Source organism: Aeromicrobium sp. (assembly GCF_014378035.1).
GTDB lineage: Bacteria > Actinomycetota > Actinomycetes > Propionibacteriales > Nocardioidaceae > Aeromicrobium.
In genome coordinates this window covers 1-12,493 of sequence record NZ_JACMOM010000164.1, presented here as the reverse complement: position 1 = coordinate 12,493, position 12,493 = coordinate 1, and the positions used below count along the sequence as shown (strand labels likewise).

The following is a 12,493-nucleotide window of genomic DNA, read 5'->3' as shown; positions in this document are numbered from 1 at the left end:
TATGTCCTGAACCAGCACACTGTCCCCGCTACAAAAAGAACCGGGATTCCAGTGAAGACTGGGATCCCGGTTCTTCGATATTGGGACGCATTTGTCGAAAAGGCACGGATTGGGCACGGAGTGACAAGAAAAACGGGCACGGTTGCAGTCCGCTGATGTTGTGTCGAAATGCCGGTCCCGAGTTGGTCGCCCGCAGACACGCCGAAAGCGCATGAGTCAATCCACCCAGAAAGACGCGGATGCCGCAACGGGTGGTTCGGTGTTCTCCCGAGGTGAGTCAAGCGCGACGGGTCGGCCGACATCTGGCTGCTCACTTACCGCATCGCGCCGCTCATCCCGGTGTTCCATGCTGGCGGTGCGAGCGCACCGCGCTTGTTGTTCTGGTCCCGCCGCCCGCGAGGCGGCACAGGATGAGGGTTCAGCAGGCTCCCTGTGCGGCTATCGGTAGTCGCTACCCTGCGATCTGCCGGGGCGGTGTCTACCGGTGCCGGGTGAAGTCCGCACGATGGGAATGGACGAGGTCGGCGATCCCGCGGGGTCTATGTCCGAGGAGTTCGTCGAGCTCGAAGGTGTGCACGCGACCCTGATCGGCTCCGCGGCGCACGACGTCGACGAACTGCCGCACGAGGCCGCGAGCCTGCCAGTGGGGTAGGCCCGAGAGGCGCAGGCTCGCGTACATCACAGGTCCGGGAAGGTGTACGTAACGGATCTTGCGTCCGAGCTCGTCGCCAAGGATCGTCGCGATCTCGGGAAAGGATAGCGGGTGGGTGCCAGTCAGAATGTAAGACCTGCCGACCTGATCGCCTTGCAGTTCCGGCTCGCAAAGGACGCGAGCAGCAACCTCGGCGATGTCTTGGACATCGACCCAGCTGGTGGCGCCGTTTCCGCTGGTGCCGGGCAGTACTCCGAACTGGATGGCAGGCGCCAACTCCAGGAGGTTCTTGGTGAACGCTCCCGGAGCTAGGCGGGTCCACCGCAGGCCAGTGGCGGCGAGATGGGCGTCGGCCCGGGCGTGGTCGCGGGCCCATGGAATGGCGGACGTGGGATTGGCATCCAGTGTCGAGACCTTGACTACGTGTCGCACCCCGGCCTCGACCGCCGCATCGATGGCGGCTGTGTCCTGGTGATACTGATCCGGACTTTCGGGGGCAAGGAGAAAGAGCTGTTCGAAGCCCGGTATGGCATTGCGGATACTCGTGGGATCGCTGAAGTCGCCTTCGACCGCCTCGATGCCACGGGCTCGGAAGGAGTCGCGCTGCTCAGCGCGGCGACACATGACCGCGAATGGTGCGCCACGTGCCTGGAGGGTGTCGACCAAGTGAGCGCCGATACTGCCCGTTGCCCCGGTGACCAGTATCTTTCCTGGGACAGACGAACCGGAGACTCGGTTCGGAGAGGGGTCGGTCGTGCTCATCGCGGGCTCAATTCGAGAGTAGAAACAGGTTCCTGCTTCCAATACTAGGCGACCTCGGAGATACTGCAGGCGTGCCGTCCCTGCCCTCACCCGAGGACCTCGAGAGCTCTCCTGTCTGGTCAGTCATCCGTGCTGCACACACACTCGAGCGGAACGTCACCGCCCTGTTCGCGGTCTACGACCTCACGCCGGTGCAGTTCGGTGTGCTGTCCTACCTCGGGGCCAATGGGCCGATGACCACCGCCGAGGTGGCGCGCTCGGTGCTTGTCCGCCCACAGTCGATCGCGGGCGTCGTCAACAACATGGACCAGCGCGGCCTCGTCGTCAGGAGCCGCCCTCGTGGACGCGGGCGGTCCAACCCCATGCAGCTCACCGGGTCGGGAGCCGAGCTCCTGTCTCAAGTGTGGCCACGATTCGAGCAAGCCAACACCGCGGGAAACCTCGGACTTTCGCAGGATCAGACTGCCTCGCTCCCACTCCTCATGAGCGCTCTTCTCGCAGCGCAAGAGGCCGACCGCCGATAACGAACCGACACCCCGCACCGCAGCAGCAGTCCCAAGTGCGCCACTGGTCATCGTGGCTGCGATGGCCTCGTCAGTTCTTCGGTCGCGTTTGAAGCAGCAGCCGCGTTTTGCCATGATTCTGGTTCAAGGATTCGGCGCCGCAATTGGTGGCGTCATCTCCGACCGAGTAAAGGCGCTTGGTCCCGCGATTACGGCTGCGGTCAACGCTGCAGCACTTATCTGGATGCTCAAGTCCTAACGACGTCAAGGACCGATTCCCGTCGACTCATCTTGAACGAAGGTGTTTCAAGGGAGCGGGTGGTTGACGCAACTTACGGCAGGGCACGATTGCCGCGGCTCGTCACTCCCTCCCTCGCGACACCGAGCACTGCGACCGAGCCTGCCGAAACCCTCAACCGTCACGGTGCCCACTTTCTCACCCCATACGTCGCAGGAGTCTGACAACCGCCCTCAATTCTGTCGAGCGGGGACCGAAGATGTTGCGCTGGGGCACGTCTTACCACCGCGAATGCCCGTATCAATAACTCGCTGGGCTCGTAACCCAGAGGTCACAGTTTCGAATCCTGTGCTCGCCACCAACCGACTCGTAGTGGCCACCTCCGTGCGGCTCAGCGGTCCCTGGCTCTGACGTCTACCAGAAGTCTCATGGAGTGCTCGTATGACTACTCAGAACGGACTTCTCTGTGCCGAATGCCGCCGAACGGTCGGACGGCCGGTGAACGGTCCTATTGATTGCGGCGGTGGGTGGATCGGCATTGAGGCCGACTTCAGCGGTTCGGGTACTTCTGAGCTGATGCTCAGGTCGACCGGGGCTGGGGATCCGACTGTGACGACGGCGGCGGGCAGCGCGACTGAGCTGAAGTAGCTGCCCTCGACGAGAAAAGTATCCGGTTTCTGGGGGTGAGCCGCGATGTGCACCGGCCGAAGATCATCCAGTTCACGCATGCCCAGTTTCATCAAGCACTCGTGGATGGTCCACCGCTTCACGGCCTCTCGGTCGTCGCCGCTGTTCTCACCGCTGGGAATCAGTCGGGTCATGGCGTCACGGTGGTGCGTACGCGGAGGGCACTCTTCACAGTCGACGGCGATGGGCCCGCGTCGACTGGCTACTACGGCCACGACGTTGGCCGTGTGGGTGATGGAGACGTGAACGGGCAGGTCGGCGACGTGGGGGCGGCCGTGCGGGCCACCGCAGGTGGGGCACTTCTGAACGAGGAGCACCTGAGCGGGTTCGAGGGCGAACTGCTCGGCTACGACAACGCGGACCAGAGCGTGGCCGATGGTGAGATTCCTTCGTGCCTGCCCTGAGGGCAGGCTGTCACACCGAATCAGTTCGGGCCCGGTGAGGAAGCTCCGAGCAGTGGCGAGAGCGCGCCGGCCCAACGCTGAGGGTTCGATGATGCGTAGCTGAGCCGTGACCATTTCTTCGACTTGCTGGAAGGACATCCGCTCAAGCCTCGGTGCCCCGCAGCGCACGGGCAGCTGACCCGGTCGGGGGTTCAGCCGCTGAGGAGGCGCGGCGTAGCGTGTCGAGCACTGCGGGAAAATCGTGGACTACCCACGTCGCACCGGCTCCTTGGAGTTCCGTGCTGTCTCCGACTCCATGAGTGACGCCGATCGTGTCCGTTCCGGCGCGCTTTCCCGCCTGGATGTCGTGAACAGTGTCTCCGATCATGACGGCGCGACCGGGCAGGATGTCGAGCTGCTTGAGCGCGGCGAGCACGGGGGCGGGATCAGGCTTCGGATCGGTGACATCGTCGGCCCCGATGACGACGTCAAGGTGGGCGACAAGGCCAGATGTGCCCAAGATTTCGAGGGCACCTCCGTGGGACTTATTCGTGACCACACCTATGCGCCACCCGTCCTGTCTGAGGTGTCGCAACCCGTCGTGCACCCCCGGATAGACCAGCTCGGGCCCGGCGGGCACTATTCGCTCTAGATAGCGACGGCGGTAGCCGGCGACGATGAGTTGCGCCTGCGCTTCGTCGCCTCCGGCAAGCGCCAAGGCCATCTGAGACAGCGGACGGCCAACTTGCCGACGGGCCGCGTCGTGGTCGGGCCGGATGCCGGTCACTTGGTACGCCTCCTGCGTCATCTCAGTGATGATCATCTGAGGGGTGCGGAGCAGCGTCCCGTCGAGGTCGAAAAGTGCGACCTTCATGGTGCCTCCGCTCGGGAAAGGTTGGGGTGGTCGGTGTAAGCCCGGGCCCCACCGGAGTTGCAGGTCGCCCCGCGGGGCGCGTTGAACGCGCCGCCAGTGTCAATCCGTTCGATCAGGTCAGGGTTTGCCAGGGATTCCGCAAAGACGCACACTGCTTGCACCAAACCCGCGTAGACCCGTTCCGCCACCTGCGGATCCCCGTGCCCGGCAGGAACTTCGCGACGCGGGTTGACGATCATCGGACCCGCCCATGGCCATCGCACCATCCGCGTGTACACGGGGTCGACGGTCTCCGGTACTTGCAGGAGTGCGATGGGGCCAGAGCCCTCAGTGGGGGCGACTGGGTCTGCTCGATGTCGTCTTTGAGGTCGGTGGTGGCGGCAAGGAACTCGTGCGGCGAGAACCCGTTGCCACCGTGGATCTCGACGGCGCCGAACCCCGTATCGATGGCGAGCCGCAAGGCGCAGACGAAGTCGTCGATCTCCTCCAACGTGAGCGTGTGCGGTTCGGGGTACTCCGTGAACCCCTCCGGCGTGGAGCATGCACCGGCCGCGGGGATGGACGAGGGGGCGACGGACTGGTGAGCGCTGGGATACAGGGGCGGGCGTCCGATACGACTGGCGTGCATGAGCTGGACAGCGATGAGCCCGCCGCGCGCGCGGCCCGGCTTGTTCCGGAAACCCTGAGCGACCTGTGCGGGCTGGGTGCCCTCGGCGATGTCCAGTCCGGCATCAGCCCGATGTGCGTAGTAGGCGGCCATCAGCCCTGTCGGTGTGCCGTCGGGGTGGGCCTGGCCGCGCGTCAAGGGTGCCATGGCCGATTGGTTTGCGCGGTGTAGCGCAGCGAAGGTGGCGGGTTCGAACAAGTCAGGCATGCGTGATCTCCCGGTGTGGGTCGTGCGTGGAGGCAGATTCAGCGACGTGCATCGCGTGGACAGTCGCGAGTTGACCGGCGACCTCGGCGGTGCTGACCAAGACGGCCATGTTGGCTGTCGAGGAGCGTCCGTCGGTGGCGCGGTCGACACATCGCATGAGGAACTTGGTGACGTCCTTTCCGGTGATGCCCGTACGGCTGGCCTCCCGCAGCGCATCCTCGACTGCGGACTGGGCTTCGTTGAAGTCGATGGAGTCCTCCTCCCGGGGTGGGGTCGTGACAACGACTGCTGTGGAGCTGCCCAGGGACCAGTGCTGTTCGGCCATCTCTGCCAGCAGCACTGGGTCGTCGATGCGTCGAGGGCTGCGCAACCCGCTGGACCGGCAGTAGAAGGCTGGAAAGTCATCGGATCGGTAGGAGACGACCGGGACGCACTGAGTCTCCAGGAACTCCAACGTCAGAGGCAGGTTGAGGATGTTCTTTGCCCCCGCACAGACCACCATCAGCGGAGTTCGCGCGAATTGGATGAGGTCGGAGGAGATGTCCAAGGTGTTCTGCACACCGTGGTGAACGCCCCCGATTCCTGCTGAGCAGAAATGCTTGATGCCGGCCGCGTGCGCGGCGACGACCGATGACGCGACAGTGGTCGCGCCCATGCCGCCGGCAGCCACGGCGTGGCCCATGTCCCTGCTACTGACCTTGGGGATGCTCGGGCTGGTGGCGAACCGCTCGATCTGATCCTTGTCCAGACCGATGAGAATACGGCCGGCGTCGATGCCGATCGTGGCTGGAACGGCCCCGCCAAGCCGCACCGCTGCCTGCACCTTGGTGGCGGCCTCGGCATTGCGGGGGTACTCCAGGCCATGGGTGATGACGTTGGTCTCGAGCGCAACCACGGGGGTGCCGTCGTGCAGTGCCGCGGCAACCTCGGGGCTCAGGGTGATGGGTGGGCTGGAACTCACGTTGTCTCCTTGATGGTTCTGCACAGTTCAGGCGGGACGTGGCACTGACGTTGCTGCGCCTTGTGCCGCAGAAAGGCGTCGAAGCTCATCGGGTCTCAGCTCATCGTGCAGTGGCTCAGGAAGCCGGTCCGCGCAGATCACTTCGGCGAGCTCGTCGACGTCATCCCCCAGCACGGAGTAGTGGTCTCCCTCAAGAGTCAGCACGGTCGGTGCTGACGCCGAGTACGTCGGGGTGGCGTCGAGGAAGGAGTAGTCGTCCCCGGTGGCCTTCAGCACGCTGACCCGAGCATTGAGCCGGCGCTCGGCGAGCTCGTCGAAGGTGTACTCGAACTGGAAAGTACGCTCGACGATCCGCACGATTCGCCGGATGACGTCGGCTTCGAGCCCGGGCACAGTCGCGGTCATGAAGGCAACGAATGATTGCTCGTCATGGGCCTCGCGCAGACATTTCTCGGCCTGCTCACCACGGACCGTGCTGGCGAACACCGAGAACAGGATCCGCACGTACGTGGCGTCGCCGTAGTTGGCGCTATGGCCGTCGTTGGGCTCGTCTCCTTCCACCACGGGGTTGCCGGGGCAGATCAGCAAGAGGTTGTCCACGACATGGCCGGCCTGTTCCAGCTGCCAGGCCGCCTCGAACGCCACGCGCGCTCCGAAGGAGTAACCCCACAGCGTGTACGGACCTTGCGGCTGCACGCGCCGAATCTGGTCGATGTCGGCTCGCGCCATCGAATCGATGCTGGCGAAGGGCTCCTCCCCGGCGTTGATGCCCCAAGCCTGAACTCCGAGGACCGGTGTGTCGACCATGGTCTTGCCGAGCCGTGCCAGATTCATGGGTGAGCCACCCAGGCCCGGCCAGCAGAATGCCGCGCGGCCAGTGGTGCATCCGTTCAGCGCGATCAGGCGCGAGTCGTCGTGCCCGAGCGTGTCCACCTGCGCGGCCAGTTCCCGCAGCCGCGGGTACCGAAACAGGGATTGGACCTTCACGTCAGCGTCGCGGTCCTGGTTGATGCGGTTGACCAGGCTCACTGCGGTCAGGGAGTCGCCGCCCATCGCGAAGAAGTCGTCCTCGGCGGATACGTCCTCGTAGTCGAGGAATTGTGACCACAGGCCAGCAAGCCACTGCTCGGTGTCGCTGTGTGGCTCGACGATACGTCTGGATGAAGCAGCCTGTTCACGTTGGACTGTGTCAGCGAGGGCGTTCAGATCGATCTTGCCGTTGGGGCTCAATGGCAGCCGGTCAAGGACCATGGTCTTGGCGGGGACCATGTAGTACGGCAGTGCCCGACTCAGGTCGTCCTTGATCATTTCGGCAGGACCGCGCATGTGAACCTTGTCCTCGTCCATGCCTTCGCTGCCCACCTGCCCTTGAGAGACCTTGCCCCCCACTGCAAAGTAGGACGCCCCAGGAATCTCGCCTGCATCCTTGAGGAGCGAGTCCAGACGCAGGGAGGCTGGAAGCGGGTGTCCGGTCTTTGAGCTGTATCCCGAGGACATCAGACCAAGACCGTTCTGGTTGCTCTGGAGGCGCTGGAGGGCAAGCCCGAGGGCAACATACTCGAGCCAGTGACCGGGGCTGCGGGTGACGAGGGAGATCCCGAAGCGCGACCGCTTGTACACGTCCTGGTTGATGGCGATGACGTGGCGCGACTCGATGACGTGCGGTCCCAGCCTGACCAGGTCGCCGTCCTCGAGGCGGTAGAGCCCTGACGGCAAGTCATCGACGCTGTCCGGGTGGGCCTGCACGTAATGGGTGACGATGTCGGGGAAGTGGCCATCGCCCTGGGGCACGGCCTCGAACGAACCCAGATACGTGTCCGAGACCCCTGGCTGAAGGCGTTCCGCCATGGACTCCTCGAAGCCAGCCGGTCGAAGTGACAGACCTTGGTCGATCAGCGCTTCCTCGAGCGTGCCGAGCATGTGCCCGACCTCCATCTCAAGGACCTCGCGGACGTTGGTCTTGTAGACCGTCTCGATGGCCTCCTGTCGGCCCAGGAAATGGAACGCCAGTCGTGTCGCACCGGCAGGGTCGGTCTGATCCGGGACAACGCCCTCGACCAGGTACAGCTCGTGGTTGACGGGGTGGTAGTAGTACGTGCCGTCGGCAACGCCTGCGGTGTTGCCGAGAGTGACAAACAGCTGGGTGGCGTAAAGCGCTCCGGGCGAGGCGTAGGCGAGCTTGGGCAGGAGGCGCTCCTGGCTGTGGAACTGACCGAACCAGCGCATCAGCTCGCTGAGTCCTTCAAAGGTCAGCTGGGAGAGCTCGCGGCGGTAGTGAGGTCGACGGGGCTCAGCGAGGGCAGCGAGGATGTCGCCACGAGTAACAGCACCAGCGTTGAAGTTGCGGTAGGTCTTGCGGGAAAAGGCCTTGCGCCGTTGGTGCTGCGTGCCTGCCCGGTGGTGCAGCGGCACGACAGGTCGGTCACGCAGTTCATCGTCCGTGCGGACGCCCGGATCGGACAGTTGGGCACGGACCTGCACCCGGCTTGCCTTGGACTGATGGTGCGACCCGTGGTTGCCCTGGTCCATCAGGGCGGCCTGCTTGGCGTCCAGCTCGATGCACGCGACCAAGGCGTCACGCCCTGTGCGGGCGTCCTCGGTGACCAACGTGGCAGCTTTGCGCACCCAGGGGTGCTCTTCGATCCGATGGCTGACCTCGTCGAGCTCAATCCTGTGCCCGCGCAGCTTGACCTGGCTGTCGTGTCGGCCCACGAAGTACAGGACGCCCTCGCTGTCCCGCCTGACGACGTCGCCAGTGCGGTAGTACCGTTTGCCACCGGCAGCGGGCACCCGGATGAACTTCTCGTGAGTCAGCTCGGGGCGGTGAAGGTATTCGCGCGCCAGCTGGGAACCCGCGATCAACAACTCGCCCTCGTGGTCCGCCGCCAGCGGCTGCAGGTCTGGATCCACCACCAACACCTCGCAGCCTTCCACGGGCAGGCCGATGGGCACGGTTGTTCCACCCAGAGGAAGGTCGCTTGAGGTGAGGGTGTGACTGGTCGCGTTGATCGTGCATTCGGTGGGCCCGTACAGGTTGGTCAGCGCAACGCCCGGAAGCGCGCGCAGCAGGTCGCGAGCCAAGACCGCGCTCAGCGCCTCACCGCCGCTGTATACCCGCGCGAGGCTTGGCACCGTATCGAGGCGTTCAGTCTCGACCAACGCACGGAGAAGGGTCGGCACTGCCTGCAGGGTGGTGACGTCGTGCTCGCGCACCGCGTCGATCAACGCGTCGGGGTCGCGGTAGAGCCCGGGCTTGCCGAGCACGATCTGAGCGCCGGTGGCGTTGGCCAGCAGTTCCCATTGCGCGGCGTCAAAGCTGATGGGTGTCTTGTGCAGGATGACTGTCCGCGGGTCCAAGTGGTCCTGGGACTGCAACCAGCGAATCTGGTCGGCGATGGCCTCGTGCGCAATTGCCACCCCTTTGGGACGGCCGCTGCTGCCGGAGGTGTAGATGACGTACGCCAAGTCTTGGGGTCGGGGGCTTGGTAGTGGCCGGGCAGGGTCAGGCAGGTCAGCCCCACCCTCAAGACCCCGAATCTGGATGTCGTGCGGCAGAGACTCGCGCAGGTTGTCCGAGAGTTCGGGACTCGTGATCACCACCGATACGCCGGAGTCCGCGACCATGAAGGCTAGCCGTTCTTCGGGATAATCAGGCTCGAGCGGCAGGTACGCGGCACCGGAGCGCATCACTGCCCACACCGCGACAACCAGGTCGATTGAGTGCTCGAGCAGCACCCCGATGATGCGGTCGTCAATGGTGGACGAGATCGGGTGCTGCTGCAGTTCAAGCGCCAAGGCGCTGCTGCGGGCCTTGAGCTCGCAGAAGGTCAGCTGTTGATCGCCATGCTTGACGGCGATCGCATCTGGACAATGACGGGCGTGCTCGTCGAGCAGGTCGATCAAAGTGGCAACGCCAGGACTTCTGGTGGACATATCTCCCCGATTTCCGTTGATTCTGCGATGACTGAACGAAGAAGAACCGGCTAGTTGACTCCGCTTGAGAAGGGCACTGCTGATCTTGGCGGTGGCCGGCCCGATGACGAAGGTGCGCGTTGAGCGACCACGATGGAGGCAACGATGAGCACTGCGCCAGCGATCTGGACCACGGTCAGGGACTGGTTGAGGAAGACGAAGCCAAGGATGGCGGCAGTCAGCGGGCTGAAGAAGCCGAGGAACGACACCACCAGCGCCGGTAGACGTTCGATCCCCCGGAACCACACCGTGTACGCGATGAGCGCGCCGACCACGGCCAGATATGAAAAGCCTGCGACGTTGGTTCCGGTGATCTTCGGTGGCATGCCCTCGAAGAACACCATGGCAGGCAGCAGCAAAGCGCCGCCCAACGCAAGCTGAACGCCGGTGAAACCCAACAGCCCCGTGCCGGGCGGGCGTCCCCACCGCTTGGTGAGCACGATTCCTGCGGCCATGCTCAACGCTCCACCCAGGCCAGCGAGGACACCGACAGTGGTGAGGGTGGCTTCGGAACGAAGAACGAGAAGGCCGACCCCCAGGGCGCCCATGGCGCATGCGATGACATGCGACGCCCTGATCCTCGCCCCCAGAAGAACGGCACCAAGCAGCAACACGAACAACGGTTGCACCGACATGACCAGCGCGGCGACGCCGCCGGGCAGCTCGTACGCGGCAACAAACAACAGGAAGAAGAACAAGCCGATGTTGAGCCCGCCCAACACCACTGCCCTCAACCACCAGATCCCGTGCGGCCGCGTTTGTGTCACGAGCATCAACAGCAGGCCAGCTGGCAGGGCTCGGACGGTCGCGGCGAGCAGCGGACGATCCTCGGGCAAGAACTGTGTGGTGACCAGGTAGGTGGATCCCCACACGATCGGAGCAAAGGCGGTGAGGGACAAATCGCCGGGAGGGAGCTTGCTCATGACCCGCCGCCGTCCGTGCCGAAGTACCGGTCACCGAAGTCGCCGATCCCAGGCACCATGAAGGCGTTGTCGTCCAGTTCTTGTTCCACCGACGAGGTGACGACGGTCAGATCGGGGTGCTCCTCCATGACCCGGGCCAGTCCGGGAGGGGATGAAAGAAGATTCACCGCGATCACGCGCGAACTGGGGGTACCTGCCGAAGCGAGTACATCGAGAGCGGCCAGAAGCGAACCACCTGTGGCGAGCATGGGCTCGAGCAGCAAGACGTGCTGATGCTCCATGTTCGGGGGCAGGTGGGAGTAGTAGAGGCGGGGTTGCGCGGTCGACTTGTCGCGCTGGATCAGGATCTTGCCCACGCGCACGCCTGGGACAACAGCCCACAACTCAGACTCAAGGCTCTCCCCGGCGCGGACGACCGAAACGGCACACACGTTCTCGGTGAGGACCAAGCCCGTGAACACGTGCCCGGCCGGGGTCAGGACCTCCTTCGGCTCGCTGGGCAGCAGCCCCACCGCAGTCTCGAGCAGCATCCGGAAGACGCGGCGCGACTGTGTGGTGAACACCTCTCGGCTGGCGTCACGGTCCCGGATGAGAGTGTGGGCGGCAAGTAGAGCAGGGGTCGCCGGCAGCACGTGCAATTTCTGGGAAACGACAAAACCGCTGTCGCCGGCGGTCGGTGGGGGGCTCAGCACCGTGCCGCCAGCGCTCACATGGCTTGGCGAAGGCATCACGGGCGTCCTGGACGAAGCGGACCACCTTGTCGCGGTACTTGCGACAGTCGGGGCCTTGGACGGGGTTCTTGAGGTCCTGATGCAACCGCGCTGCGCCCTCGGTCGAGCCGCGCACGTAGACGGACGTCCACGGCCCTCCGCGAGATTTTCACGTCGTGGGCAGCCCGAACTGCTCGATGCCCAACGACCGCTTCGGTGTCTTCCACCTTCGTCATTGTTCATCCCCATAACTGTTCGACAACGTACTATTCATTGCTGAACAATTTAGGTGATGTAATCTTCGAGGTCAAACGAAAGATTGGTGAATGGAAAGCGACGCGGTGGACAACATCCTGGAACAGTGGAACAGGGAACGCCCCGACCTGGACGTGAGCGCCATGGGCGTGATGGGCCGGCTCACCCGAGCCAGCGGAATTGCGCGTGCTGACCTGCAACAGTTCATGCGCCGGTTCGGGATCGAGCCGTGGGAGTTCGACGTGATCGCCACGCTGCGTCGCGCTCGCATTGAGGGCCCGCTGACCTCGGGGCAATTGGCGGGCATGACGATGGTCGGATCGGCGGCGATGACGAATCGAGTCGACCGTCTCGTGGACCGCGGGCTGGTACATCGGGAGATCAACCCGAGAAACCGTCGTCAGCTGCTCATCTCGCTCACCCCGCAAGGCGTGGCCTTGGTCGACGACGTCGTCGAGCACCATGTCGAGAACCAGCACAAGATGCTCGCAGCCCTGGATGAAACCGAGGTCCAGACATTGTCGAACCTGCTCCGCAAGTTCCTGCTCTCCCACGGCGACGGAATCGACTGACCTACGCACATCCCCTGCAGCCCCTCGTACCGAGTCAAGTTGTTGGCAGGGTCTTGATCGCGTGAATGTCGGGGTGGTCGGGTTGGCGCATCGCACTGGGTCTGATGGAGGCTTGGATGTGTGACCC

The 12,493-nt window shown here is 64.3% G+C and carries 12 protein-coding genes; 4 read left to right on the top strand and 8 right to left on the bottom strand.

The features are described 5' to 3' along the window. Nucleotides 1-478 precede the first annotated feature (478 nt). Nucleotides 479-1,414 (bottom strand): SDR family oxidoreductase, encoded by a 936-nt coding sequence (locus H7290_RS08630; protein WP_290513610.1) that lies wholly within the window; start codon nucleotides 1,412-1,414, stop codon nucleotides 479-481. A 71-nt stretch (nucleotides 1,415-1,485) separates the two neighbouring features. Here H7290_RS08630 and H7290_RS08625 point away from each other — a divergent pair, with 71 nt between their 5' ends. Continuing rightward, entirely contained in the window at nucleotides 1,486-1,938 is a 453-nt protein-coding gene (locus H7290_RS08625; RefSeq protein WP_290513609.1) for a MarR family winged helix-turn-helix transcriptional regulator, read from the top strand. Nucleotides 1,939-2,604: 666 nt separating this feature from the next. Here H7290_RS08625 and H7290_RS08620 read toward each other — a convergent pair. After that, the gene (locus tag H7290_RS08620; RefSeq protein WP_290513608.1) at nucleotides 2,605-2,976 is read right to left on the bottom strand and encodes a hypothetical protein; all 372 of its coding nucleotides are present in this window, start codon (nucleotides 2,974-2,976) and stop codon (nucleotides 2,605-2,607) included. 108 nt (nucleotides 2,977-3,084) lie between these two features. On the opposite strand from H7290_RS08620, the gene H7290_RS08615 reads away from it, so the two are divergent. Next, nucleotides 3,085-3,246 carry a hypothetical protein gene (locus H7290_RS08615; RefSeq protein ID WP_290513607.1) on the top strand — a complete coding sequence of 54 codons (162 nt, stop codon included), beginning with the start codon at nucleotides 3,085-3,087 and terminating at the stop codon, nucleotides 3,244-3,246. Between the two features lie 142 nt (nucleotides 3,247-3,388). On the opposite strand, the gene H7290_RS08610 is transcribed toward H7290_RS08615, so the two are convergent. From H7290_RS08610 to H7290_RS08595, 4 genes are all read right to left on the bottom strand, one after another. Beyond that, a complete protein-coding gene (locus H7290_RS08610) occupies nucleotides 3,389-4,099 on the bottom strand; it encodes an HAD family hydrolase (RefSeq protein ID WP_290513606.1) in 711 nt (236 codons plus the stop codon). Between the two features lie 235 nt (nucleotides 4,100-4,334). Next, the gene (locus tag H7290_RS08605) at nucleotides 4,335-4,973 is read right to left on the bottom strand and encodes a hypothetical protein (protein ID WP_290513605.1); all 639 of its coding nucleotides are present in this window, start codon (nucleotides 4,971-4,973) and stop codon (nucleotides 4,335-4,337) included. Beyond that, nucleotides 4,966-5,934, bottom strand: a complete 969-nt coding sequence (locus tag H7290_RS08600) for a pseudouridine-5'-phosphate glycosidase (RefSeq protein ID WP_290513604.1) — start codon at nucleotides 5,932-5,934, stop codon at nucleotides 4,966-4,968. Before H7290_RS08600 ends, H7290_RS08605 begins: the two co-directional genes overlap by 8 nt. 27 nt (nucleotides 5,935-5,961) lie before the next feature. Then, the gene (locus tag H7290_RS08595) at nucleotides 5,962-9,765 is read right to left on the bottom strand and encodes an amino acid adenylation domain-containing protein (protein ID WP_290513611.1); all 3,804 of its coding nucleotides are present in this window, start codon (nucleotides 9,763-9,765) and stop codon (nucleotides 5,962-5,964) included. Here H7290_RS08595 and H7290_RS08590 point away from each other — a divergent pair. Next, on the top strand, nucleotides 9,706-9,921 hold the full coding sequence (locus H7290_RS08590) for a hypothetical protein (protein WP_290513612.1): 216 nt from the start codon (nucleotides 9,706-9,708) through the stop codon (nucleotides 9,919-9,921). The two genes, H7290_RS08595 and H7290_RS08590, sit on opposite strands and share 60 nt — an antisense overlap. On the opposite strand, the gene H7290_RS08585 is transcribed toward H7290_RS08590, so the two are convergent. Both H7290_RS08585 and upp read right to left on the bottom strand, forming a co-directional pair. Next, entirely contained in the window at nucleotides 9,918-10,829 is a 912-nt protein-coding gene (locus H7290_RS08585) for an EamA family transporter (protein ID WP_290513603.1), read from the bottom strand. The two genes, H7290_RS08590 and H7290_RS08585, sit on opposite strands and share 4 nt — an antisense overlap. Beyond that, nucleotides 10,826-11,557 (bottom strand): uracil phosphoribosyltransferase, encoded by a 732-nt coding sequence (gene upp, locus H7290_RS08580; RefSeq protein ID WP_290513602.1) that lies wholly within the window; start codon nucleotides 11,555-11,557, stop codon nucleotides 10,826-10,828. The genes H7290_RS08585 and upp overlap by 4 nt, the downstream gene beginning before the upstream one ends. A 308-nt stretch (nucleotides 11,558-11,865) precedes the next feature. Here upp and H7290_RS08575 point away from each other — a divergent pair, with 308 nt between their 5' ends. Then, nucleotides 11,866-12,366: a MarR family transcriptional regulator gene (locus H7290_RS08575; protein WP_290513601.1), complete on the top strand. Its 501-nt coding sequence runs from the start codon at nucleotides 11,866-11,868 to the stop codon at nucleotides 12,364-12,366. Nucleotides 12,367-12,493: the final 127 nt, after the last annotated feature.